We start from the raw sequence: 25,727 nt of genomic DNA, 5'->3' as shown, positions 1-25,727 counted from the left end.
GTCCTTAAAATTCAGGCAGCCAGCTTGGCGCGTTCTTCCAGCGCGATGGCCGGCGGTGTGGCATCGGTGACGCCCATTTCCTTAAGCGATGCGGCGGCGGCCTCGACCACCTTGCGCATCACATGTTCATCCATCTGCCCGATACAACCGACGCGGAAACTGTCCACGACTGTCAGCTTGCCGGGGTAGATGATGAAACCCTTGTCCTTCATCAGACCATAGAACTGGTCAAAGACGAAATTGGCATCGTCGGGGCAAAAGAACGTGACGATGATCGGCGACAGCCAGCGATCCTTGAGCAATGTCTCAAACCCCAGCTTGCGCATCCCCTCGACCATCACGTCACGGTTGCGGGTATAGCGTGCGCCGCGACCCTCTACGCCGCCCTCTTCCTCGTGCGCCTTGAGGGCAACGAGGAACGCGGCGACGACATGCGTGGGGGGCGTAAAGCGCCACTGACCGGTCTTGTTCATATGCGCCCATTGCGCATGCACGTCGAGGCTGAGTGAGTGGCTGCGGCCCTTGGCTGCCTCCAACTCGTCCTTGCGCGCGATGATAAAGCCAAAGCCCGGCACACCCTCGATGCATTTGTTGGCCGACGATACCAGCGCCTCATACCGGATCTCGGACGGCTTGAGTTCAATCGCGCCGAAGGCCGACATCGAGTCGATCAGCAGCTTGCGCCCTGCGGCATATGTCGCCTCGGAAATTTCCTCGACCGGGTTCAGAATGCCGCTGGACGTTTCGCAATGGATGGCGACGACATGGGTGATGGCGGGATCGTCTGCGAGGATCTGCGCCACCTCCTCGCCGCGGGGGGGCAGGTAGTCGCCCTTGTCCAGCACGACATGCGCGCGGTCCAGATATTCCAACGTCTGCACAGTTCGCTTGCCATAGGCGCCATTGGCCAGCACCAGCACCTTGCCATCGCGGGGAATGAAGGAGGCCAGCATCGCCTCGACGGCGAAGGTGCCACTGCCCTGCATCGGTACGCAGTCGAAATCGTCCTTGCCCGTTCCCAGCATGGCCAGCAGGCGGTCCCGCAGATCGCGGGTCATGCCACGAAAATCGTCGTCCCAGCTACCCCAGTCCCGCAACATCGCCTCCTTGGTGGCGAGGGACGTGGTCAGCGGACCGGGGGTGAGCAGGTAAGGCTCGCCCAGATGCGGGGGTTTGATGGGGAGGGTCATATCGCAATGCTCCGAAAAGACAGTGTTGCGAACACGATTGCCGCAAGGCCGCCCATATGTAAAATTGCAATAATCAATTAATGTATAGGCCCGGCCTATGCGTAACCCAAAGGGAGGTGGCCCATGCGGCATAGCCAGTTGCGCGCTTTTCATCATGTCGCGGCTCTCGGCGGATTTTCCCGCGCAGCCGAGGCCATGTTTCTGACGCAGCCCGCCATTTCGGAGCAGGTGCGCAAGCTGGAGCAGGCCCATGACGTGCTGCTGTTTTACCGCGAGCGCAAGCGTGTGCGCCTGACCGAAACTGGCGAGCATTTGTTTTTGCTGACCAAGCAACTTTTCGAGGTTGAGCAACGCATCGCCGACTACATGTCCGAAACCCGCGCGGCGATCGAGGGCGAGTTGCGCATCGTCGCGGACAGCGCGCATCACGTCGTCAATCTGCTCACGCAGTTCCGCCAGCGCTATCCGAATGTCACCGTGTCCCTGCGCAGTGGCAATACCGAAGAAATCCTGCACGAGCTGCGCAGCTACAACGCCGAGATCGGCGTGATCGGCGATGCGCCTTCCACACCCGATGTCGAAATGCTGGATCTGGGTGCGACGCCCATCACCGCCTTTGCCGCTATCGGCCTGCTGGTCAATCCCGCCGCCGGGCTGACGCTGGCTGAGGCGGCAGAATTTCCGCTGATCCTACGCGAAGCAGGATCCAAGACGCGCGCCAGCCTCGAGGAAGAGGCCGCAAAACAAGGCATCACGCTAAAGCCTGCCATCGTTGCCGAGGGGCGCGAGGCGGTGCGCGAGATGGTCGCATCCGGTGCCGGGATCGGCTTTGTCTCGCTGGCCGAATTCGGGCACGATCCGCGGCTGGTGCAAATACCGCTGAACGGCGTCGACATCGCGATGCGCGAGACAATCGTGCATTTGCGGCAGCGCCGCGAGGTGCGGGTGATCCGCGCCTTCATGGAGTTCGCCCGCGCCGATCACCCGGCTGAGGTGTAATATCTAGCGCGTCCGCCAGGCCTGCGTGCGGCCCAGTATGCCCTTGGACGCGATCAGGTGGATGATCCGCGCCACCGCGTTGGTGTAGAAAATCATCATGCCCATCGCCGCCGCCGGGGCGATATCGCCCGCATCGTCCATGTTCAGCACCGCAATCGACGCCAGCGCCGTATCGGTCGAATAGAGGAACACCACCGCCGACACCGTCGTCATCGCATTGACGAAAAGGTATATCGAAATATCCAGGATCGCGGGCAGGCAAACCGGGACTGTCACCCGCGCGAACAGCTTCATCGTGGGCTGTTTCAGCGATGCCGACACAGCCTCGAATTCGCCATCCATCTGTTTTAATGCCGTGACTGCCGTCAGGTGGGAGACGGTGTAAAAGTGCGTCACAGTCGACACCACGAGGATCACCATCGTGCCGTAGATTACGTTCAGCGGGTTATCCGGATTGTTGAAGAAAAAGATGTAGGCAAGGCCCAGCACCATCCCCGGAATCGCCATAGGCAGCATCGCGAAGCCTTGAAATATCGCGCGCCCGGTTTTGAACCCCTTGGATTTTTCGACGAGGTAAGCGCCGAAGAACACAACCGCCGTGCCAATGACCGCCGTCAGCAGACCCAGCTTGATCGAATTGTAATATGCCTCCCAGCCACCGCCATCCATGCGGTCGAACTGGAAATTCTTGAGGCTGAGACTGAGGTCATAGGGCCAGAATTTGACCAGCGCCGCAAACTGGCAGACAGCGAGGATGCCCACGATGAATATCCCGACAAGCGTGCAGTAAATCAGGAACAGCCGGTCCATTTTCTTGTCCGGTGTGGGCTGGAATGGAACCGAGCGGGCCGAGAGGGACGCGACCTGTTTCGATTGAACCATCCGGTCTATCGCAAAGGCGAGGATCGCGGGGATCACGAGGACCACCGACACAACCGCGCCCATTTCAAAGTTCTGCTGACCTATAACCTGTTTATAGATATCGACCGCCAGCACGTTGAACTGTCCGCCAATCACCTTTGGCAGGCCGAAATCGGTGATGACGAGGTTAAAGACAACGAAAGCCGCCGAGATCAGACCATAACGCGCGCCAGGAATGGTCACCGTCCAGAAGGTGCGCCAGGGTGAGGCGCGCAGGGATGTGGCTGCCTCGTAGAGGCGCGCGTCCGATATTGCGAGCGCGGTCGAGATAATTAGGAACGCGTGTGGAAAGGTGAAAAATACCGACCCTATCACGATACCGATTGGCCCATATATCGTCGCGCCGAACAACAGCTCTTTCAACATACCCTGATTGCCAAAAAGATAGACCAGCGCGATGCCGGGCAGCAGCGATGGCACCAGAATGGGCATCATCGCGATCAGGCGGAACACGCCTTTGAACCTCATGCAACTACGGTTCAGCGCATAGGCAAACCAGAACGACAGGCCCACGGTGATGACCGTGCTGATAGCAGCGATCCACAGCGAATTCTTGATCGAATTTGACAGTGCGGGCGTCGAAAAATACTCAACAAAGTTGGACAGGCCGCGCGATTTCGTAGGCCTTAGCGATACGCGCCGGAACGTATTGCTGTCCAGCTGCTGCCACTCAGTTCCTGTAACCAGCTTTGAGCCGACGAGGAAACGGCCGCCCGTAGCCACGTTCCGGATCTGGTATTCGACCGGACTGCGAAAGCTAAAATCGGGGAAAAGCCCGGTCACGCCAAGGCGTCCGTCAGCGTTCGTGTTCAGATCGCGCGGCTTATAGGTCTCGGTGCGCTCGTTCAATTCGGTGCCGGTAAGGATAGTGCCGTCGAAAACGCCCGCTTCGTCCGAAACCTGAAATTCGAACCCCGACAGATCGAACCGATAGGTCGACAGCGACTTTGAGAACATGACGTAAAGCGGCATCACCAACGTGACGACGAGGTAGAGCGCGATCACACCCATCCCCGCGCGCATCAATATGTCATCGCGGCTCAGCTTGCCCTTGATTGCGCGGCCGGCGGGCATCTGCGACTGGGCTTTGGTCTGGCTTGCGTCGACCATCGCTCAGACCTCGCCTGCGTCAAAGACCATGACGCGGCTCTTGGGCAGTTCGATCATCATGTCCTTGCCTTCGCGCAGGTCCAGCCGCCGCACCGCGTTCATCGAGAAATTGGCAAAAAGCGGCTCGCGGCCAAAGCGTTCGTTCGCAAGACGGCAGCGCCAGTAAGAGCCGAGGAATTCCATCTCGGTCACGGTGACGTTCAGTGTATTGGCCTGCGTTTCGACCCCGCCCGATGCGTCCGCTTCGCCCGGCTCGGCCCCGTGGGGGATGACGTCTTCGGGGCGGATCGCCATGGTGACTTTGGCGCCGCGCTCAAAGCTGTGCGGCGCACACTCCAATTCAGCGCCGCCGCATGACACCCGGTCGCCAACGCCGGCGGTCGCTTCGAATTGGTTCATGTCGCCGATAAACCCGGCGACGAACAGCGAGCTGGGGTGGCGATAAATTTCGGTCGGGGTGCCGATCTGCTCGACCCGGCCATGGTTGATGACGACGATCCGGTCGGCCATCGACAGCGCCTCTTCCTGATCGTGGGTCACCATGACGGTGGTCACGCCCAGCTGGCGCTGCAGTTTCTTGATCTCATGACGCAGGAACACGCGCACCTTGGCGTCGAGCGCCGACAAAGGCTCATCCAGCAGCAAAAGGCCGGGGTTCGTGGCGATGGCGCGCGCCAGTGCGATACGTTGCTGTTGCCCACCCGATAGCTGGGCAGGATATTTCTTGCGCTGCTCTTCGAGGCCAACAAGGCCCAACAGTTCCGTCACGCGCGCCTCGATCTCGGGCTTCTTGCGACCGGTGTTTTCGAGGCCGAAGGCGATATTTTTCTCAATCGTCAGGTTTGGGAACAGGGCGTAGGATTGGAACACGATGCCAAAGTCGCGCTGCGACGGTGGTAGGTTCGACACATCCTTGCCGCCCTGATGCACGCTGCCCTTGGTCTGTAGGTCCAGCCCCGCGATTGCCCTCAGAAGAGTTGTCTTGCCGCAGCCGGACGGACCAAGGAAGCAGACGAATTCGCCCTCTTGAATGTCAAGCGAGACATCGCTGAGCGCAAGGAAATCGCCAAAGGCTTTCCAGAGGTTTTCGATTTTCAGATAGGCAGGTCCAGCAGTTGCGTCGAGCACAGGGAGCGTCCTTTCGCGAATGGGTTTGGCTAGGGAATAGGAAAAAAGGGGGCGGCCTTGGCCACCCCCGATCATCGTCTTACTCGGCTTCGGACTTGCCGTCGTAGCGCTTCTGCCACTCCTCGAGGATGCGCCCGCGGTTGTTCGCAGCAAACTCGAAATCGTTTTCGATCATCGCATCGCCCAGACCTTCGGGGAAATGCTCGACAGGCTGCGCGATGCCGTCGATCGCGACCACGGCGTAGCCGACATTATACATCTCCATCGCGCGCTCAGTGATGGTGAAGTCGACCAGCTTTTGCGCTGCTTCTAGATCGTCGGTGCCTGCGACAATGGCCGTCGCCTCCATGTCCCAGCCGACGCCCTCGCTGGGCACGATGATCTCAAGCGGTGCGCCCTCGGCCTTGGACTTGGCGCCGCGGAACGCGAATGAGATGCCGATCGGGATTTCGCCTGCCGCTGCCAGCTTGCACGGCTTGGAGCCGGAATGGGTGTAACGCGCAATGTTGTTGTGCAGCGCGTCCATATAGGCCCAGCCCTCATCCTCGCCGAACATCTGTAGCCAGCTGGACACATCAAGAAAGCCGGTGCCGGACGAATTGGGGTTCGGCATGATGATCTTGTTCTCGTATTGCGGATCGGTCAGATCCTTCCACGAGGTGGGCATCGTCAGGCCCTGCTTTTCGGCCTCGACCGTGTTGTAGCAAACGGCAGCGACCCATGCGTCCATGCCGACCCATGCGGGGGGCGTGTCCTTGTCGACGAACTTGGGGTTCAGTTTTTCGACGCCTTCAGGCGCGTACGGCTCCAGAATACCTTCGGATTTCAGCAGCAGCAGCGATGTCGCAGCAAGGCCCCAGATGACGTCGGCCTGCGGGTTGTCACGCTCGGCCAGCAGTTTGGCGGTGACGACGCCGGTGGAATCGCGCACCCAGTTGACGGTGATGTCGGGATGCACTTCGTTGAAACGCTCGGCGTAGCGAGCCAGATCCTCGGCCTCGATGGCGGTGTATACGGTCAGCTCGGTTTCGGCGATGGCAGCGGTGGCCATCAGCATCCCCGTCAGGGCCGATACGGCGGTTGTCAGTTTGAAATTCATTATCTTCTCCACTGTTATGCGCGGGTCAGTGCCCGCTTGATACGCTGCACGGCCTTCTTAGGACCGCTTTGCAACAAGACTGTGACAGGTTACGTCGACAAGCAAAATCGATTTAACCTATCGGTTGATTAGCAAAGCCTATCAATAATTTCGCGCCACGCGCCCATTTTTTTTGCCCCACAACCGATGCGTGAACGGCGATGCGTCAGGCATCTGCCTTTGGCCGCGCGCTCTTGGGGTCGTAGGGGCTGCGCAGGTGCGCCTTGGCTGTCAGCTTTTTCCCTGCAAGATCAATTTCGAACCGGGCAGCGCGAATCACGTCGGCGGTCAGCGGCTGCGACCCGTGCAGCAAACACAGCGCCGCGCACGCCCCCAGACTGTGCCCATACGCCGCCGAGCGAACCTCACCCATTTCGACGCCATCCATCAACACTGCCTCGCCGCCCCACAGCTGCGCATCCGCGTCGTCAACGACCAATTGCACGATTCTGGTCCGCATGTGATCCGTGTCGGCCTTGGCCGCGATCAACGCATCGCGCCCGATGAAACCGCCCGGCTTATCCATATCGACAGCAAAGCCCAGACCGGCCTGCCACGGCGTAATATCGGGCGTCAATTCGCGGCTCCACGCACGAAACCCCTTTTCGATGCGCAGCCCCTCCAGCGCATAATAGCCCGCATCGCGGATGCCGTGATCCGCACCGATGCGCATAAGATCGTCATAGACGCCGGCCGTGAATTCGGTCGGCACGATCAACTCCCATCCCAACTCGCCCACATAGGTCATGCGGTTAGCGATGACGGTCGCATAGCCCAGATCAATCTGGCGGTGCGTGGCAAAGGGGAAGGCCGCATTGCTTAGGTCAGCGCGGGTCAGCGCGCCCAAAACATCCCGCGATTTCGGCCCCATCAGCGCCAGCACCGACCAGCCGGAGGTTACGTCCGTGACCGTCACATGCGCGCCCTCGCCCAGATTGCGCGTGATCCAGTCGGCATCGTGAATCGCCTGCGCCGAGCCGGTGATCAGCAGGAATTCGTCCCGCCCGCGCCGCAGAACGGTCAGGTCGCTTTCATACCCCCCACGCGGGTTCAGAAGGCCGGTATAGATTGTGCGCCCAATTTCGACGTCAATGTTCGCGGCGCAGATACGATTTAGCTGCGCACAGGCATCGCGGCCCTGCACCAGCAGTTTGGCGAACGATGTCTGATCAAAGAGGGCGACACCCTCGCGGACCGCCTTGTGTTCAGCGCCCGCAAAGTCATGCCAGTTCTGGCGGCCAAAGCTGTAGTCGATCCGCGCACTATCGGCATCAGGGGCAAAGAAATTCGCCCGCTCCCATCCCATTTTCGATCCGAAAACAGCGTGTTTCGCCATCAGGCGATCAAAGAGAGGTGAGCGGCGGAAGGGGCGCGCCGTGTCTAATTCGCGGTTTGGCCATGGCATGGCATAGTGCAGGCCCAGCGTTTCCTTTATGCGGTCGTGCAGCCACGTCGGGTTGTTGTTAAAGCCCGCAAAACGGCGGATATCAACGGCTAAGAGGTCAGAGGTCGGCGCGCCCGCGACAATCCATTCGGCCAGCGCACGCCCGGCACCACCCGCACTAGCGATGCCCATGGAATTGAACCCCGCCCCGACAAAGAAATTGCGCAGGTTCGGCGCTTCGCCAAGGATGTAGTTGTTATCGGGGGTAAAGCTTTCGGGGCCGTTGTAGAACTGCCGCACACCCGCCTCGGCCAGTTGCGGCACACGGATCAACGCGTTGTCCATCAGGATTTCGAACTGGTCCCAATCATCGGGCAGCAGTTGGAAAAAGAATTTGTCAGGGATGCCATTCATGCCCCACGGCTTTGCCTCAGGTTCGAAACCGCCCATGACGAGACCGCCGGTTTCCTCCTTGAAGTAGATATAGCCGTCCGGATCGCGCATGACGGGCAGATCGGGGGTCACGCCCGCCATCTTGTCGGTCACGACATAGAGATGCTCGGCCGAGTGCAGCGGCACGTCGACCCCGCACATCAGGCCCAGCTTGCGCGCCCACTGACCGGCGCAATTCACCACCACTTCGGCGCGGATCGTACCCTGATCGGTGACGACGCCTGTCACAGCGCCGTTTTCGGTCAGAACGTCTGTCACCTCAACGCCCTCGATAACCTTAGCGCCGCGGTTGCGCGCGCCCTTGGCCAACGATTGGGTCAGATCGGTAGGGTTCGCCTTGCCATCGCCAGGCATCCAGATCGCGCCCTTGATGTCATCCACCTGCATGACGGGCCATTTTTCCTGTGCCTCAGCAGGGCTGATGACGTCGACTTCGACGCCCTGCGCACGGGCCGATGCGGCGGTGCGCTTCAGCATCGTCATGCGGTCGTCACTGCGCGCGACGGTGACTGATCCGCAGCGTTTCCATCCGGTGCCAAGGCCGGTTTCAGCCTCGAGGCCGGCATAAAGTTCGGTCGAATAGCGGATGAGTTCGGTCATCGCTGGCTGGCTGCGCAGTTGGCCGACGAGGCCGGCGGCGTGCCATGTTGTACCGCAGCTCAGTTGCCCCTGCTCCAGCAGGACAACGTCGCTGTGCCCCATTTTGGTCAAGTGATACGCGACCGAACAGCCGATGATACCACCCCCTATGATCACATATTGCGCGGTGTCAGGAAGTGTCGATTCGGACATGGGGCAGGCTCCGGCTGGGCGATGTGGAAACTGGAATCACCCTAAGCGGGCTTTGCATAATTTGGCAATATTTTTCTTTTCTGGCTAATCGTCAAGCGCGCCTGCGATGTCCACACCGATCGACGCATGCCTGAGGGCGGCAGCGATATCGTCCGGCGGAGCAAGATCGCTGACCATGCGCGCGCCCTTGGGCAAGGGGCCCAGCACCACCTGCCCCACCTCGCCGAACTTGCTGCTGTCGGTCAGGATCAGCGCCTCTTCTGCCTGCCGCATCATACGCAAGCGCATCTCGGCTGCCTCGCGTGAGAAATCTGTGAAAAGCGCGCGCGCGCTGACGCCGCCCGCCCCGATCAGCGCGAATTCGGCGCGGTAATGGCTGAGTTGCTCAAGCGTCACGATGCCGAATGTCGCCGTCTCGGCCAAATCCAACCGCCCGCCCAGAACAGTGACCTCCCGTGCGGCTGGGGCAATTATTTCGGCTATTTTCAGATCGTTCGTATAGATGGTCAAGCGCTGCCTGCACTGGGCAAGCACCAAAGCCACGGCCAAGGTGGTCAAGCCATTGTCAATGAACAGGCTCGCCCCGTCGCCAATACGCTGAGCCACATGGTGAGCGATGCGCGCCTTGCCCTCGGGGTTCGTCGCGGCGCGGGTCTGCGTTGGAGGTTCGGATGTCAGGATGCGCGTGGCGCCGCCGCGCACCTGCCGCAGTTGATTGTCGGCAGCCAGAAGTTCGATATCCTTGCGCACCGTCTCGCGGCTGACGCCTAGCGCCTCGGTCAGATCGCGGATCGACACGGCGGGGTGCGACGACACCTCGCGCAGGATAATCTGGTGGCGCTGGGATGGTAACATGGTGTCGCTCTTTTCCTGCTTTGGCGTGGATCATGCCAAGTTTCGCAAAGCACGTCCAGCTTTAGCCCGCCCTCAGTCGTCCGTGCCGTCTTCCATGTTCTGAATCAGGCGCGTCTCCAGAAGCTGGCCGTTGCGATAGAGGATCGGATAGGCCACCGCCGAAATATGGCCGTTCAGATCACGCAGCGCGCGCAGCGTTTCCAGATGCACATCGCTGGATTCGAAACTGTCGGCGCGGCCCTCTGACAGGCGTTGCAGATGGCGCTTACGGCTGCGCCTTTCCTTCTGCTTCATCTCGGTCTTTTCCATGACCAGCAAGCGCGCGCTTTCCAGATCGTCCGAGATCAGCACGTTGCTTGCCAACTTGAAATTGGCGCGCACGGCCTCGAACATGTGGACCAACTCGGACCATCCATCGGCGGACAATTCCACCCGCTCATCGCGCTTTTCCGCCGCAGTGCTCAGGAACTGGCCCGACACCAAATCACCCGCCGCCTCGAGGCGGATGGCGAATTCCATGAGGCTGCGCACGATATTGGCCTCGTCCTTCGTATATTTGTCCAGTGGGATGTCGGCAACGTAGCGCCTTATGCCCAAAAGCGCGGCGTTGACTGCGTTATCCTGTAGCTTGATCGCACGCATCCGCGCCTTGTCGGCATCTTGGTAGAGGGACTGGATCGGCTGATACATCCGCTCGACCAGCCCCATCATGCGCAAAAGCTCGCGCTTGAGGCTGGCGATGGCCATTTGCGGCGAGCCAAGAGCATCGATATCCAGCACGCTGATTTCGTCATGCTGCTCGGGCTCGGCGCGCGCGACATTTGGCATCATTGCCACCACGGGCCGCGCCAGCGGACGGCACAGCGGCAACGCGATTATCATCAGCGACAGGTTGAAGGCGATATGCGCATAGATCAGCGACTGTTCTGGCGACACGATCAACAGATGCGAAGGATCAAACCCGATGTTGATGACCAGCAGCGCAACCAGCGCCCAAGTACCACGCAGCGCCATGTTGGCCACCGGGATGCGCCGGCCCTCGACGCCCATTCCGCGCGTAAGATAGACAGGAATGACCGCACTCCCGAGGTTTGCACCCAGCACCAGCGACAGGCCAGCGGCGAAGGGAATCGCGTCGATATGCACCAACGTGACGCACATCAGGATCGCAGCCACGCTGGAATGCATGACAAAGGCCAGCGCTGCGCCAACGATGAAAGCAGTGATAAAGTCACGTCCCAGATATTCAGCGATGGCGGGCAGGAACGCGCTGTCCTTGATCGGCTCCATCGTCTGGCGCAGCAATTGCAACGAGATGAGGATGAACGCCACCCCCATCAGGATGCGCCCCGCCTGCCGCCAGCGCCGCCCTTCGGTCTTGATGAATAACCAGCCGCCGATGGTCAGCAGCAGTGGCACCAGCCAGTCCAGCCGGAACGAAAGCACCTGAATGATCAGCGCCGATCCCAGATCGCCGCCCAACACCACCGCCAACCCTGCCGGGAACGCCAGATATCCAGCCGCCGCAAAGCCCGACGTCAGCAGGGCGACCGCAGCCGAACTTTGCAAGATCAGCGCCAGCATCACACCCGTCGCACCCGATCCGATCAGACTGGTGCTTTCGGTCAGCCAACGTTGGAATTGCGCGCCAAAACTGCGTTCGATCCCAGTGCGCACCATCCGCACGGCAAAGAGCAGCAGCATGGTGGCCCCGGCCAGATTGATGAGAAAGCTGAGAATCGCCATGTTCTAGTTCCGTCCTACCCGCATCGCGGCCCAAAGCGGCACCGCATCCGGTCACACGCACTACAGCGGGACATCTGCTGTCGTTATATAGGGGCCAGTCGCTACCAATCTGCTACAAACCATAAAACTAGGCCATATCCCAGAGGAATTTTGCAAAACTTGGCGATCGCACAGCATAGCCAAGCCCAAATCACAATACTTCCACACAGCGGTGCTGCCACAACCGTCGCCAGCAAGCGCACTCGGCGGTCACGCATGATGGCCTATAGTTGTTGCGTAATGTTAAGGAAGTTTGGCCGTGCAAATGGCCAGCTGCCTGCCACATCCAGCATTGAAAATGCTTATTCCTCCCGAGCGCTACTATCGCAGATGCGTCGGAGATCTACGGATGCGATGAACGTTCTGGACGAGATTGAAATGCCAAGCAACAAAACTGAGGCGAAAGTCTCGTCGGTTCCAATTGACCTATTTGAGATCAGGAAGTTTTCGATGACCGAGCGCCATTGGCAGGCTAAGCTGAGCGCCAAGACGGGCATCTATCCGGAGGACAAAGCCATGAAGAAACTTGGCCTGACAATTGCTCTGACGCTTACCGCAGGAACTGCGATGGCGGAGGTTGAGGTCGGTATCACCAAGGATATTCCCTCTGTCATCCTGCAAACCGAAAATGGCACGCGGGAGATCGGCAGGATCCAAGACACCAAAAATGAGATCAGCGGCGAATGGGCGCTGACCTCCCGGCCCTGTCCCGAGTTTTGCATCCAACCGCATAGCCCGGCGGAAGGGGTCACCACGATTGGCGAATTGGAGCTGATCGAGATGCTACAGAACCCAGAGGCCGTGGTAGTGGACAGCCGCACCCGTGACTGGTTCGAGGGCGGCACAATCCCCGGAGCGATCAACATTCCATACACCTACGTCGTGGACGAACTGGCACAGCTGGGTTGCGAGCCGGACTTCGACGGCTGGGACTGCCAAGAGGCAAAACCGGTAGCGCTTTTTTGCAACGGCGTCTGGTGTGGCCAATCGCCCTCGGCGATCCGCAACATGCTCAAGGCCGGATACCCCGCAGACCGCATATTCTATTACCGCGGCGGCATGCAGGTATGGCGCCTGCTCGGGCTAACCGTGATAGGCGGCGAATAACGAACCATCGCGAGCGGTGATGCCACAGTCTTTTTCTTAGTCGCCTCCTACTTCAGTGTTGGGCCAGACTCACTATCAGATTGAATGACCTTCCGAGGGGCGGGCCAAACCCTTCGGGGTTTATGCCCCGCATAACCCTGCTGCGCGATGGGTCAAGGATCGCAGTTCACCGAAGCGGCCCTTCACCGTTGAGACATCTTCTTGCTGCGGTTCATCTGCAAGGCTGCAATGATGATACCCAGCGAGACCAGACCGATGATAATCGTGGCCAACGCGTTCACATCCGGGCTGACCCCCAGTCGGACTTTGGAGAAGATCACCATCGGTAGCGTCGAGGCACCGGGGCCCGAGACAAAGCTGGCAACCACCAGATCGTCCAGACTGAGGGTAAAGGCCAGCAGCCAACCCGACATCAGCGCCGGCGCGATTACCGGCAGTGTCACGTCAAAAAATACCCGCACCGGGCGCGCGCCCAGATCCAGCGCCGCCTCCTCGATGGACAGATCCATGTCCACCAGTCGCGATTGGATAATCACAGCCGCATAGGCCGCGCCAAAGGTCGAATGGGCGATGATTATAGTCAAAAGGCCGCGCCCGCCGGGCCAGCCGATGACGTTTTCCATCGCCACGAACATCAACAGCAACGACAGGCCGATGATGACTTCGGGCATGACCAGCGGCGCGGTAATCATCATGCTCAGCAGCGTCTTGCTGCGGAATCGCCGGAACCGGATCAGCACGAACGAGGCCACAGTACCAATCACCACCGAGAGGGTCGCGCTGGCCAATGCGATGCGCAGACTGACCCAGGCGGCATCCAGGATTTGCGGATCACTAAACAACTCGCCATACCATTTGGTCGAAAATCCGCCCCAGACTGTCACCAGCCGACTTTTGTTAAAGCTGAATATCACCAGCGACAGGATCGGTGCGTAGAGGAACGCAAAACCAAGAACGCCGACAATCGTGAGAAACCAAGATTTGCGTTTCATCAGGTTTCCCCTCCGCCCGCTGACTGCGCCCAGCGCAGCAGCATGATTGGGATCACCAGTACGAACAGCATCACAATGGCCACAGACGAGGCGATGGGCCAATCCCGGTTTGAGAAGAATTCGTTCCAGAGAACCTGACCGATCATCAGCGTATCCGGCCCACCCAGCAGCGCCGGGATGACAAATTCGCCGACTGCGGGGATGAACACCAGCATACAGCCCGCGATAATCCCGCTCAGCGATAGCGGCACGGTGACGGTAAGGAACGTCGTGACCGGGCGCGCGCCCAGATCGGCAGACGCCTCAAGATAAGCGTCGTCCAGTTTCACCAAATTGGCATAGAGCGGCAGGATCATGAACGGCAGGTAGGTATAGACGATGCCAACATAGACCGCGAAATCAGTTTGCAGCATCACCAGCGGCTGGTCGATGATTCCGACGTTCAGCAGAAAGTTATTGATGATGCCATTGCCCTTGAGAAACCCGATCCACGCATAGACGCGCAGCAGAAAAGACGTCCAGAATGGCAGGATGACCAGCATCAGCAAAAGGTTGCGCCGATCCGGGGCCGAGCGGGCGATCAGATAGGCCATCGGATACCCGATCAGCAGCGCGATAATCGTGGAGATGCCGGCAATCTTCATCGACCCCAGATAGGCTGCGACGTAAAGAGGATCATCCAACAGAAACAGATAGTTGCCGAAGTTTAAATTGATCGTCAAAAACCCATCGACCCATTCCGTGATCGCCAGATAGGGCGGCCGCGCAATTGCAGCCTCGGACAAGGAGATTTTTGCCACCACTAGAAACGGTATCAGGAAAAACACCAGTAGCCAGACCGTCGGAATAGCGATGACCAAGGCCCGGCCCCGCAGACCCATCCGGCCCAGCAGCGCCCCGATCCGCGATCCAAGCGGTAGGCTGCTCATGATGTCACCACGATTCCAGCGCTGCCTGCCCAACCCAGATTCACCCGGTCATCCCAGGTCAGCGCACTTTCCTCGGACCGGGTCAGGTTGGACTGGCTGACGCGCACGCGCTTACCGCTGTCCAGCCGTACCTGATAGACCGACGAATTGCCCAGATAGGCAATCTCGTCAATGGTGCCGCTCAACTTGTTGCGCAGATCGCCCAGATCGCCTTTGCTGATCTGCACCTTTTCGGGGCGCACCGCGACGGCGACCTTCTGGCCGATTACACCGCTGATGCCATGCGGCACGTATATGTCCAGCCCAGCATCAGGCGACGCGACGATGATGTGGTCCTCGCCGTCCGCAGCAATACGCCCCTCAAAGATATTCACCGAACCGATAAAATCGGCAACAAAGCGGTTTTGCGGGTATTCGTATATCTCGCGCGGGGTGCCGATCTGAACGATCTCACCTGCGGTCATGACACCGATCCGGCTGGACAATGTCATCGCCTCTTCCTGATCGTGGGTGACAACGACGAAGGTTACACCAAGGCTTTCTTGAATCTTGATCAGTTCGAACTGGGTTTCTTCGCGCAGCTTTTTATCCAGCGCGCCCAGCGGTTCGTCCAGCATTAGCAGCTTGGGCTTTTTCACCAGCGAGCGGGCCAGCGCGACACGCTGACGTTGCCCGCCAGACAATTGATGTGGCTTGCGGGTGGCGAATTCATCCATCTGCACCAGCGACAACATGTCGGTGACGCGGGTGGCGATCTCGGCCTTGGGCAGGCCGTCGCGTTTCAGACCGTAGGCGATGTTCTTTTCCACACTCATATGCGGAAACAGCGCGTAGGATTGAAACATCATGTTGGTGGGTCGATCATAGGGCGCGATGCCTGCCTGATCCTGACCATCGATGATGATCTGGCCCGAGCTGAGATCCTCAAACCCTGACAGCATCCGAAGCAGGGTGGACTTGCCGCAACCCGATCCGCCCAGAAGACAGAAAATCTCACCCTTGTAGATTTCCAGCGAGACGTTGTTGACCGCCGTGAACGCGCCGAATTTCTTGGTCACATTGTTGATCTGCAAGAAAGGCGCCGCGCTCGGATCCATCCAAGGCTTTGCATCTGTCACTGAAATGGCTTCGGACATGGTTGCTCCCAATTTAATCTTGGAAAGTGGCTGCCGCCCGGACCCTGCCCGGACGGCAACGCACAGGTCTATTTGCCGGTTTTGATCGTGGTCCAAGCACGGGTCAGCGTCCGGTCATAGCGCGCCGAATGCGGCTTGAGGGCGAACATCTTGGCCGTGACCTCTTTGGGCGGATAAATACCGGGATCGTTGGCCACTTCTTCGTCCACGAATTCCGTCGCAGCGGTGTTCGGGTTGCCGAAATAGACGTAATTGGTGATGTCCGCAGCAACCTTTGGCTCTAGGATATAGTCGATGAACTTCAGTGCGTTCTCAGGGTTTGGCGCATCGTCGGGGATCGCCAGCATGTCGAATCCGATCTGCGCGCCCTCTTTTGGGATCGTGTAAGCGATATTGACCCCCTGCCCCGCCTCGGTGGCACGGTCGCGCGCTTGCAGCACGTCGCCGGAATAGCCGATGGCTACGCAGATGTCGCCATTGGCCAAATCGTTGATGTACTGCGACGAATGGAAATAGCGGATGTGGGGACGAACGCCCATCAGCAGCTCACTTGCCTTCTCCAGATCGGCCTTGTCCTCGGAATTCGGGTCCAGCCCCAGATAGTTCAGCGCGGGTGCCACTATTTCGGATGGGGAATCCAGCATCACGAGGCCGCAATCAGCTAGTTTGGCGGCGGTTTCCGGATCAAACACCATGTCCCAGCTGCCGATTTTATCTGCGTCGATGCGCTCGGCCACCTTGTCGACGTTGTAGCCGATCCCGGTAGAGAACATCATGTAGGGTACGCCGTAGGTATTGTCCGGGTCGTTCACGGCGATAATCTTGAGGATTTCGGGATCGAGGTTGCCGTAGTTCGTTAGTTTGTCCTTGTCGATCTTGGCATACAAACCAGCCTGCGCTTGGCGAGTGTGAAATTCGATCGACGGCACGACGATATCATAGCCGCTGGCACCAGTCAGCATCTTGGCCTCCAGCACTTCGTTGCTGTCGAACACGTCGTAATTTACGGTGATGCCGGTTTTCGCCTCGAAATTTTCAACCGTGTCCGGCGCCACGTAATCGGACCAGTGATAGACGTTCAACTCGCCTTCGGCCCATGCAGCACCGGCAGTCAGCGCCAGCGCGCTACAGATCAATGTCGTTTTCTTCATCATATCCTCCCATTGGATTTTATTATTATTCGTTCATACGCCCAGCTTGTCACGCAATCCGTACCACCATGAACCCATCACGGAATAAGGCACGCGGAACATCCGCCCGCCGGGGAATGGATACCACGGCACCTTGGCAAACACGTCGAACCGGGTCAGGTCGCCGTCGATCGCCTCGGACAGGATGCGCCCGAAGGTGTGCGATCCGGTGACGCCGTGGCCGCTGTAGCCATGCGCGAAATAGGTGTTGTCGCCGATGCGGCCCATCTGCGGAACGCGGCTGAACGAAAGGGCGAAATTACCGCTCCAGGCGTAGTCGATTTTGACGCCTTTAAGCTGCGGAAACACCTTGTCCATGTTGCCCTGCAACTTGGCTTTGATGTCGCTGGGGTCCGCCCCGCCATAGACGGTGCCGCCGCCGAACAGCATTCGCTTGTCACCAGACAGACGATAGTAATCAAGGATATAGCGGATATCTTCGACACAGGTATCCGTCGGCAGCAGTTCCTGCGCGAGCGCCTCGCCCAAGGGTTCGGTAGCCATTACCTGCGTTGACACCGGCATCACCCGCGAGGTCAGCGTTGGTACCACATGGCCCAGATAGGCATTGCCGCACAGAACCAGCGTCTTGCAGGTCATCGACCCCTTGGCGGTTCTGACCACGGGCTTTGCTGCAGCGTGATCAACGTCGATCACCGGCGACATCTCATAGATCGTGCCGCCATTCTTTTCGAACGCCGCGGCCTCGCCCAGCGCCAAATTCAACGGGTGCATATGGCCGCCGGAATGGTCAATCAGCCCGCCCACATAGAGGTCAGAATTGACGTGCTTGCGCAGTTGATCCTTGTCCAGCATCTCTTGGTTCTTGAGGCCATAGCTGGCCCACAGCTTCATCCGGTCCTCCAATTCGCCCATATGGGCGCTGGTCAGACCGGTAAAGATGTTCTTTTCCTTCAGATCGCACTTGATGTCATAGGTGCTGATCCGCTCGCGGATAATCTCGCCGCCCTCCTGCACCAGACCGGCGACGAACGTGGCAGTGTCCTGACCATAGCGCTTCTTGATCGTCTGCAGGCTGGCGTTCAGCCCGTTGACGATTTGTCCGCCATTGCGCCCCGAGGCGCCCCAGCCGACGCGCGCACCCTCAATGATGGCGACCTTATAGCCCTTTTCCGCAAGGTGCAGACCTGTCGACAGCCCGCTATATCCGGCGCCGACAATGCAGACGTCGATCTGATGATCGCCGACCAATTCTGGCCGCTCCGGCGAGGGGTTGGCAGAGGCCGCATAGTAGCTAGCGGTGTGGCTACCGTCGCCGGCATAGGGGTGGCTGTGCGCGTTCATCAAACGACCTCCAAGTAACTATCGTATTCGAAATTGGTCACATGACGTGCAAATTTGCGCAATTCCTGCATCTTGCATTCGACCAACATCGTCTGCAAACGATTTGAAAAGATGCTCGGAACATCCGCGCCCTTGCGGAACGCGTCGATGGCCGTCGCCCAGTCCAGCGGCAGATTGTCGAGCTTCATCGAATAGGCATCGCCAGTAATCGGCGCGGCGGGCTCCATATCATTTTCAATGCCGATCAGCGCGCCGCCCAGAATGCTGGCCAACACCAGATAGGGGTTGGCATCGGCCCCGGCGACGCGATGCTCGATGCGCCGCGCCTTGGGACTGCCGCCGGGAATGCGGATCGCAGCGGTGCGGTTTTCATATCCCCAGGCGACGTTTGTCGGCGCATGGGCACCGGGCAGCAGGCGGCGATAGGAATTCTCATGCGGCGCGAATGTCAGCGTATTTTGCTGCATCGTGGCCAGCAAGCCGGCCACCGCGTTCAGCAACAATGGGGTGCCCTCGTCGCCGCCATTGTCGAACACGTTCACCCCATTCTCATCAACCAGCGAGAAATGCACGTGAAAGCCGCTGCCGGAGAGATCACCATAGGGTTTGGCCATAAAGGTGGCCGCAAACCCGTGTTTACGGGCAATGCCGCGGACCAGCCGCTTGAACAACACCGCATCATCGGCGGCGCGCAGGGGGTCGGCAACATGGTGCATGTTGATCTCGAACTGCCCTGCCCCGTTTTCCGAGATCGCTGCATCCGCCGGGATGCCCTGCAATTCGCAGGCATCGTAAACGTCGTTCAGAAACTCATCGAAATGCTGCAATTCGTCCAGCGACAGCGCCCCGTCGGATTCCAGCCGCTTGCCGGTGACCGGGGATCGCGGAGCCTGCGGGTGATCTTCGGAGGGATCGACCAGATAGAATTCCAGTTCGGTCGCGACCACGGGCGTCAGTCCGCGCTCCTTATACTGCTCGGCGACACGCGCCAGCGCCCGGCGCGGATCACCCGGAAACGGTGTGCCGTCCTCTTGCCGCATCCACAGCATCGCCAACGCCGTCGGGCGGCTGGTCCAGGTAATCGGCATCAGGGGGCGGCCGGTGAAATCACACAAACCATCGGAATCGCCGGTCTCGAATACCAGTTCACTGTTCTCGACATCCTCGCCCCAGATATCCATGCCGACAATCGAAAGCGGCATCCGCAGCCCGCCCTCGACCACCTTGGAAACCTGATCGACCGGAACACGCTTGCCGCGCATCGTGCCGTTCAGATCGCATACGCAGGCAAAGATGGAATCAATCTCCGGGTGCTGTGCCAGCCAAGCTTCGGCCTTGTTGTCAGACATGCGTCACCTTTCGATACCGATGGTTATTTTGTGATACCCTTATGTAATTCGTAATATCGTTTACTGTATTGTGTCAATCATTTTAGTGAATATAGTCAGACTCAACAAACCCAAGGGCAACCTCATGACCAGCAACGGCCAACTCAACATCCCTGATATTCCAGTAGCTTCGGGTGCGACGACACAGGAATACGTGTACGAGCGCCTGCGCAACGCGATCATGCTGGGCGCGATTGAACCCGGCACATCGCTCACGATGCGCGGGCTAGCCGAACGTCTGGGCCTTAGCCCGACCCCGGTTCGCGAGGCGGTGCGGCGACTCAGCTCGGAACATGCGATACAGATCAAAGATAACCGCCGAATGACGGTGCCATTGATGACGCCTAATCGCTTTGAGGAGTTGGTCGCACTTCGCGTCGCGGTCGAGGTTCATACTGCCACCCGCGCGCTGCCTTATGTGTCAGATATCATTATTGAAAAGCTGACAGAGATTGATGACAGGATGGACCGGTTCGTCCTTGAAAGGGATCTGGACCAACTGACTTTGCTGAACCAGGCCTTTCACCGCACACTCTACGCGGTCAACCCGGCCCAAGTCTCGATGCCCATCGTCGAGAGCATCTGGTTGCAACTTGGTCCGTTTCAGCGCCAGGTCATCACGCGGGTCACGGAATATTACGAGATCGATCGTCACAAGGAGATTCTGGCCGCGCTGACGACCCGTGATGTAACCGATTTGCAGGATGCCATTACCAACGACATTCAGGACGGCGTCCTGAAATCCGGCCGTAACCTGCTTGCTTTGACAGACGCGGCGTGAGGAGCTTGGATGTCGCGACGCCTATGACCGCCTGTGCAGCTAACGCTCCGGCTCTTGGCAACTGATTGCCAACATTGCATCGAACCGCGCTGATTTATTGGACCGCATTACTGATGCAGACGCGAGGAACCCATCATGAATAAAACCCCTTGGGTTGATCGCTTTCCCGGTTTGTCGCGCCTCGAAACCCGCATCAAGTCTATTTTGCTGGCTCGAAGTGCCGTTTTGGACCTGCCTCGTGGCACCGTTATCTTTGGTCCGGGTAAGTCGCCGGAAAACATGCTATTTCTGCTTGAAGGCTCGGTTCGGGTGCAGCAAACGTCCGAAAGCGGGCGTGAAATCGTCCTATATCGCATTCATTCCGGCGAAAGCTGTGTGCTGACCACTGCCTGTCTATTGACTTATGACGACTATTCCGCCGAAGGCATCGCCGAGACCGACATCTGCGCGGCGGCCATTCCACGATCAGTCTTTGACGATCTGGTAGCGGAATCCGCCCCCTTTCGAAATTTCGTGTTCGAAGCATTCTCGAAACGGATCACTGACTTGTTCTTGATGATCGATGAAGTCGCGTTTCAGCGGATCGACGTGAGATTGGCACAAAAGCTGCGCGAACTGGCAGACGGGGCCGAGTCGATCAAAGCAACCCACCAGCAGCTATCGGTGGAATTGGGCACCGCACGCGAGGTTATCTCGCGCCAGTTACAGGAATTCCAGCGGCGGGGTTGGATTGTGCAATCGCGTGGCACGATCAGGGTGAGCGACGGCCCCGCGCTAGACAATCTGGCCGACGAACGCGGGTGAATAATCGCCACTTGGTGATAATGCGATTGTCCGGCGGCCATTGGCGCATTGATGGTGGATCAGAAAACGAAAATTGCCAGCTTCTGACCAGAATACTGTTTGTGACATTGTCACCGACAGCCCCGACCTTGCCGTCTATAACCAAAGCGAAGCTTAGGAGAGGCATCATGCATACCAACGAAGGAACACTGGACCGCGTTCTGCGGGCAGTCATCGGAATCACACTCATCATTCTGCCGCTAGCGACTTCGGCACCGGTATTTACCATTGCGGTATTCTACTGGGGTGCAATTCTCGTCGGCGCGGTGCTGCTAATCACGGCCGTCACCGGTTTCTGCCCCGCATACCGCCTTTTGGGAATCAGAACCTGTCGCCGCTAAAGCCAAAGGGAGCCACCATGACCTACCCCGTTAACATGTCGCTCAAACCCGACGTCTCTGCTCATTTTGATGAGAGCACCAACACGATCAGCTACATCGTCAAAGATCCCGCGTCAGATCACTGCGCGATTATCGACAGCGTGATGGACATCGATTACGCAGCGGGCCGGATCACCTACGATCACGCCGATGCACTGATCGCCGAGGTCGAGGCGCGGGGTCTGACGCTGGATTGGATCATCGAAACGCATGTCCATGCCGATCACCTCAGCGCCGCGCCCTACATTCAGCAGCGCCTGGGCGGCAAGATCGGTGTCGGCGACAAGATCATGATTGTGCAGGAAACCTTTGGTAAGTTCTTTAACGAAGGCACCGAGTTTCAGCGCGACGGCAGTCAGTTCGACGCCCTATTCAAGGATGGTGACACCTACACAGTCGGTGAAATGGATGTGTTAACGATTTACACGCCCGGCCATACACCCGCCTGCATGGTTCATGTGATGGGTAACGCGGCGTTTGTCGGTGATACGCTGTTCATGCCAGACGCGGGATCGGCCCGCGCCGATTTTCCCGGCGGCGATGCCGGACAGCTATATGACAGCATTCAAAAGGTGCTGAGCCTGCCCGATAAAATGCGCCTGTTCATGTGCCATGATTACGGCCCCGACGGACGCGACTTCGCGTGGGAGACTACCGTGGCGGACGAAAGAGCCAACAACATTCACGTCGGCGATGGCAAGACCCGCGAAGATTTCGTGCGCTTTCGTAGCGAGCGGGACGCGCAACTCGGCATGCCCAAGCTCATCATACCGTCGTTGCAAGTGAACATGCGTGCCGGCGATCTACCGACGGATCATGACGGAAATTTAATGCTCAAGGTGCCGTTGAACGGCCTCTGATCGGGCTTTAGGGTGGCGCGTTATCCGGCGCAAAGGAGTATGTCCCTGCGGAGAGCGAGTATACGAAGAGCGTACGAAGCGCATCTGAACGTCCCCCACAACCCGACCAAAGGCAATCCAACATTGACTTGCGTTCAGGGCATTCGCGCCCGGGCCGCCAACGCCCTCATCAAAGTTTTGTAAATATGCAGCCCATCGCCCGTTACCTTCCGATCCTTGATTGGGGTCGTCGCTATAATCGCGCCACATTCTCGGATGATCTGATCGCTGCCGTCATCGTGACGATCATGCTGATCCCACAATCGCTCGCCTATGCTTTGCTGGCCGGAATGCCACCCGAGGCCGGGCTTTATGCCTCGATCGCGCCAATCCTGCTTTATGCGGTCTTTGGCACAAGCCGGGCGTTGGCCGTTGGCCCTGTCGCCGTCGTGTCGCTGATGACTGCCGCTGCATTGGGCCAGATCGCAGAACAGGGAAGCATGGGTTATGCGACCGCCGCGCTGACTTTGGCCGCCCTTTCCGGTGCGATGTTGTTGGGGATGGGGCTGTTCCGGCTGGGATTCCTTGCCAATTTCCTGTCGCATCCTGTCATTGCGGGTTTCATTACCGCGTCCGGTATCATCATCGCGGTCAGCCAGCTGCGCCATATCTTGGGGATCGGCGGCGGCGGTCATAATCTGATCGAACTTGTCGAAGGGTTGATCACGCATCTGCCCGAGACCAACATCATAACGCTCGCGATCGGCGTGTCTGCCACCGCGTTTCTGTTCTGGGTTCGCAAAGGTCTGAAACCGCTGCTGCGGCGGATGGGCCTTGGGCCTCGCCTGGCCGAAATCGGTGCCAAGGCCGGTCCAGTTGCTGCCGTGTTTGTCACGACGCTGGCGGTCTGGGGTTTCGATCTGGGGGCGCGGGGGGTGGCCATCGTCGGCGACGTCCCTCAAAGTTTGCCGCCACTGACATTGCCCGGCATGTCCCCCACCCTGATCGGTCAACTCCTGCTGCCCGCCCTGCTGATCTCGGTCATAGGTTTTGTTGAATCCATTTCTGTCGCCCAGACACTTGCCGCAAAGAAGCGCGAGCGGGTGAATCCTAATCAGGAACTGATCGGTCTGGGTGCCGCCAATCTGGGTGCCGCGTTCACAGGCGGGTTTCCGGTGACGGGCGGGTTTTCACGTTCCGTGGTGAATTTCGACGCAGGCGCACGCACACCTGCGGCAGGCGCCTTTACCGCCATGGGGCTGGCCGTCGCCGCACTGGCCCTGACGCCGCTGATATATTTCCTGCCCAAAGCCACGCTGGCGGCCACGATCATTGTCGCCGTCCTTAGCCTTGTGGATTTCAGTGTTCTGCAGCGCAGCTGGGCCTACTCAAAACCGGATTTCATCGCTGTCGCAACGACCATCTTTATAACGCTCGCCTTTGGGGTCGAATTGGGCGTGTCCAGCGGTGTGGCGATCTCGGTTCTGTTGTATCTTTTCAAAACGTCCCGGCCCCATATTGCCGAGGTCGGACGCATCACCGGTACTGAGCATTTCCGCAACATCCATCGTCACAAGGTCGAAACTGACCCGCGCATCGTCACCCTGCGAGTCGATGAAAGCCTCTATTTCGCAAACGCCCGATTTTTGGAGGATCACATCCTTGACCGGGTCACGCAGGACAAAGCCGTGCGGCATGTCATCCTGCAATGCTCGGCCGTAAACGAAATCGACATGAGCGCGCTTGAATCGCTTGAGGCGATCAACGAACGGTTGGGTGAGATGGGGACGAAACTGCATCTGTCCGAGGTCAAAGGCCCGGTCATGGACCGCCTGAAACGGTCAGATCTGCTGAGCGCCTTGTCCGGAAAGGTGTTTCTCTCACAACATGCGGCGGTTAAGGAGTTGACTGCCAGTCCCGAAATCAAATCGACCGCGCCTGACGCGGCGACTTCCTCCTGAAAGGAAATGGCCGATGCTGCCTGTTACACTTACTGATTTCACTCCGTGGGCCTCACTTGGGGGCGGAATACTTATAGGGCTGTCCGCCGTCATGGTGATGGCCTTGTTCGGTCGAATTGCCGGGATCGTGGGGATCACCGCAGGCGCCGTCACGCAAGGGGATCGCGGCTGGCGGCTGGCGTTTATCGCAGGGCTGCTTGCCGCCCCTGTTGCATGGTTGCTGGTGACGGGTGATTTCCCGCACCAAACCGTCAGTGAAAATCTGCCCGCTATGGCTATCGCTGGTTTGTTGGTGGGTATCGGCACCGCGCTGGGATCAGGCTGCACATCCGGACACGGCGTTTGCGGACTAGCGCGGCTTTCTGGCCGGTCGCTGGCCGCCGTCATAACGTTCATTGTGTTTGCCGCACTCACTGTGTTCGTCTTGCGTCATGTAATCGGGGGGGCAATCTAATGCGTCTTTTGTTTGGTTTTCTTTCCGGTCTGATCTTTGGCATCGGGCTGATCCTTTCGGGCATGGCAAACCCTGCGAAGGTTCTAAACTTCTTGGATATTTTCGGCACATGGGATCCAAGTCTGGCTTTCGTCATGGGTGGCGCGTCGCTGACCGCGTTTATCGGCTACCGTCTGGCATGGCGGCAGGATCGCCCAATTCTGATGGCAGATTTCGACATTCCCTCGGCCAACGATATCGACGTCAAGCTGCTGTCGGGTGCGGCATTGTTTGGCATCGGCTGGGGTATCGGCGGGTTCTGCCCCGGCCCCGCGTGGACGGCCCTGCCCATCGCCGCCTCCGGCACGCTGATATTCGTCCCTGCAATGCTGATCGGTATCTGGGCGGGTCGGCGGGTCAAATCCACCTCCCTCAAGACAGGGAGTGTATGAACCACGTGCGACCTGAATAAGCGCACCGTCCGCTATGCCCCCTGAACCGGGTCGAAAAGGCCAAGTTGATCTATCCGGTTCAGCAGACCGTCGCGGGCCAATCTTCGCGGCGGCAGCGCGGCACCGCTTTGCGACTGCAGCCAGTCGATCCTGTCGCGCCTATTCATCGGCCACGATTACGGCAAGGGTGATCGCAAAGAACCCGTGTCGGAGGCGGCATTCGCACAGGACAAGGC

At 58.9% G+C, this 25,727-nt stretch carries 22 protein-coding genes; 9 read left to right on the top strand and 13 right to left on the bottom strand.

Annotated elements, in window-relative coordinates; genetic code table 11:
* Window positions 1-11 precede the first annotated feature (11 nt).
* The gene (locus tag U3654_RS00215; RefSeq protein ID WP_324753363.1) at window positions 12-1,190 is read right to left on the bottom strand and encodes a 2-aminoethylphosphonate--pyruvate transaminase; all 1,179 of its coding nucleotides are present in this window, start codon (window positions 1,188-1,190) and stop codon (window positions 12-14) included.
* Between the two features lie 123 nt (window positions 1,191-1,313).
* Between U3654_RS00215 and U3654_RS00210 the strand changes: the two genes are divergently transcribed.
* On the top strand, window positions 1,314-2,189 hold the full coding sequence (locus U3654_RS00210; RefSeq protein ID WP_324753362.1) for a LysR substrate-binding domain-containing protein: 876 nt from the start codon (window positions 1,314-1,316) through the stop codon (window positions 2,187-2,189).
* Window positions 2,190-2,192: 3 nt separating this feature from the next.
* On the opposite strand, the gene U3654_RS00205 is transcribed toward U3654_RS00210, so the two are convergent.
* The 6 genes from U3654_RS00205 to U3654_RS00180 form a co-directional block, all read right to left on the bottom strand.
* On the bottom strand, window positions 2,193-4,220 hold the full coding sequence (locus U3654_RS00205; RefSeq protein ID WP_324753361.1) for a putative 2-aminoethylphosphonate ABC transporter permease subunit: 2,028 nt from the start codon (window positions 4,218-4,220) through the stop codon (window positions 2,193-2,195).
* A 3-nt stretch (window positions 4,221-4,223) separates the two neighbouring features.
* Window positions 4,224-5,348: a putative 2-aminoethylphosphonate ABC transporter ATP-binding protein gene (locus U3654_RS00200; RefSeq protein WP_324753360.1), complete on the bottom strand. Its 1,125-nt coding sequence runs from the start codon at window positions 5,346-5,348 to the stop codon at window positions 4,224-4,226.
* A 79-nt stretch (window positions 5,349-5,427) separates the two neighbouring features.
* Window positions 5,428-6,447 (bottom strand): putative 2-aminoethylphosphonate ABC transporter substrate-binding protein, encoded by a 1,020-nt coding sequence (locus tag U3654_RS00195; protein WP_324753359.1) that lies wholly within the window; start codon window positions 6,445-6,447, stop codon window positions 5,428-5,430.
* A 205-nt stretch (window positions 6,448-6,652) separates the two neighbouring features.
* On the bottom strand, window positions 6,653-9,115 hold the full coding sequence (locus tag U3654_RS00190; RefSeq protein ID WP_324753358.1) for an FAD-dependent oxidoreductase: 2,463 nt from the start codon (window positions 9,113-9,115) through the stop codon (window positions 6,653-6,655).
* Window positions 9,116-9,199: 84 nt separating this feature from the next.
* Window positions 9,200-9,970 (bottom strand): DeoR/GlpR family DNA-binding transcription regulator, encoded by a 771-nt coding sequence (locus U3654_RS00185; RefSeq protein ID WP_324753357.1) that lies wholly within the window; start codon window positions 9,968-9,970, stop codon window positions 9,200-9,202.
* A gap of 72 nt (window positions 9,971-10,042) precedes the next feature.
* Complete coding sequence (locus tag U3654_RS00180) at window positions 10,043-11,716, bottom strand: Na/Pi cotransporter family protein (RefSeq protein WP_324753356.1); 1,674 nt, start codon at window positions 11,714-11,716, stop codon at window positions 10,043-10,045.
* Between the two features lie 393 nt (window positions 11,717-12,109).
* On the opposite strand from U3654_RS00180, the gene U3654_RS00175 reads away from it, so the two are divergent.
* Entirely contained in the window at window positions 12,110-12,862 is a 753-nt protein-coding gene (locus U3654_RS00175; RefSeq protein ID WP_324753355.1) for a rhodanese-like domain-containing protein, read from the top strand.
* A 182-nt stretch (window positions 12,863-13,044) separates the two neighbouring features.
* Here the strand turns inward: U3654_RS00175 and U3654_RS00170 are convergent, their stop codons facing one another.
* The 6 genes from U3654_RS00170 to U3654_RS00145 form a co-directional block, all read right to left on the bottom strand.
* A complete protein-coding gene (locus U3654_RS00170; protein WP_324753354.1) occupies window positions 13,045-13,854 on the bottom strand; it encodes an ABC transporter permease subunit in 810 nt (269 codons plus the stop codon).
* Window positions 13,854-14,735, bottom strand: a complete 882-nt coding sequence (locus tag U3654_RS00165) for an ABC transporter permease subunit (RefSeq protein WP_324755343.1) — start codon at window positions 14,733-14,735, stop codon at window positions 13,854-13,856. Before U3654_RS00165 ends, U3654_RS00170 begins: the two co-directional genes overlap by 1 nt.
* A 44-nt stretch (window positions 14,736-14,779) precedes the next feature.
* A complete protein-coding gene (locus U3654_RS00160) occupies window positions 14,780-15,919 on the bottom strand; it encodes an ABC transporter ATP-binding protein (protein ID WP_324753353.1) in 1,140 nt (379 codons plus the stop codon).
* Window positions 15,920-15,987: 68 nt separating this feature from the next.
* Complete coding sequence (locus U3654_RS00155; protein ID WP_324753352.1) at window positions 15,988-17,073, bottom strand: polyamine ABC transporter substrate-binding protein; 1,086 nt, start codon at window positions 17,071-17,073, stop codon at window positions 15,988-15,990.
* 30 nt (window positions 17,074-17,103) lie between these two features.
* Window positions 17,104-18,414, bottom strand: a complete 1,311-nt coding sequence (locus U3654_RS00150; protein WP_324753351.1) for an FAD-binding oxidoreductase — start codon at window positions 18,412-18,414, stop codon at window positions 17,104-17,106.
* The gene (locus U3654_RS00145; protein ID WP_324753350.1) at window positions 18,414-19,763 is read right to left on the bottom strand and encodes a glutamine synthetase family protein; all 1,350 of its coding nucleotides are present in this window, start codon (window positions 19,761-19,763) and stop codon (window positions 18,414-18,416) included. The genes U3654_RS00150 and U3654_RS00145 overlap by 1 nt, the downstream gene beginning before the upstream one ends.
* A 124-nt stretch (window positions 19,764-19,887) precedes the next feature.
* Here U3654_RS00145 and U3654_RS00140 point away from each other — a divergent pair, with 124 nt between their 5' ends.
* The 7 genes from U3654_RS00140 to U3654_RS00110 all read left to right on the top strand — a co-directional run bounded on the left by U3654_RS00140 (window position 19,888) and on the right by U3654_RS00110 (window position 25,491).
* Complete coding sequence (locus tag U3654_RS00140; protein ID WP_324753349.1) at window positions 19,888-20,583, top strand: GntR family transcriptional regulator; 696 nt, start codon at window positions 19,888-19,890, stop codon at window positions 20,581-20,583.
* 135 nt (window positions 20,584-20,718) lie between these two features.
* Complete coding sequence (locus tag U3654_RS00135; RefSeq protein WP_324753348.1) at window positions 20,719-21,387, top strand: Crp/Fnr family transcriptional regulator; 669 nt, start codon at window positions 20,719-20,721, stop codon at window positions 21,385-21,387.
* A gap of 167 nt (window positions 21,388-21,554) precedes the next feature.
* Window positions 21,555-21,767, top strand: coding sequence for a DUF2892 domain-containing protein (locus tag U3654_RS00130; RefSeq protein ID WP_324753347.1), 213 nt, complete (start codon window positions 21,555-21,557; stop codon window positions 21,765-21,767).
* Between the two features lie 17 nt (window positions 21,768-21,784).
* Window positions 21,785-22,666, top strand: a complete 882-nt coding sequence (locus U3654_RS00125) for an MBL fold metallo-hydrolase (protein ID WP_324753346.1) — start codon at window positions 21,785-21,787, stop codon at window positions 22,664-22,666.
* Window positions 22,667-22,851: 185 nt separating this feature from the next.
* Window positions 22,852-24,606 carry a SulP family inorganic anion transporter gene (locus U3654_RS00120; RefSeq protein WP_324753345.1) on the top strand — a complete coding sequence of 585 codons (1,755 nt, stop codon included), beginning with the start codon at window positions 22,852-22,854 and terminating at the stop codon, window positions 24,604-24,606.
* Window positions 24,607-24,619: 13 nt separating this feature from the next.
* Window positions 24,620-25,060 (top strand): YeeE/YedE family protein, encoded by a 441-nt coding sequence (locus U3654_RS00115; protein WP_324753344.1) that lies wholly within the window; start codon window positions 24,620-24,622, stop codon window positions 25,058-25,060.
* On the top strand, window positions 25,060-25,491 hold the full coding sequence (locus tag U3654_RS00110) for a DUF6691 family protein (protein ID WP_324753343.1): 432 nt from the start codon (window positions 25,060-25,062) through the stop codon (window positions 25,489-25,491). Before U3654_RS00115 ends, U3654_RS00110 begins: the two co-directional genes overlap by 1 nt.
* The last annotated feature ends 236 nt before the right edge of the window (window positions 25,492-25,727 follow it).

This window comes from Roseovarius sp. Pro17 (assembly GCF_035599575.1).
In the GTDB taxonomy this organism is placed as follows: domain Bacteria; phylum Pseudomonadota; class Alphaproteobacteria; order Rhodobacterales; family Rhodobacteraceae; genus Roseovarius.
Note: the sequence above shows the minus strand (reverse complement) of the source record. Positions and strands in the feature narration are given on the sequence as shown.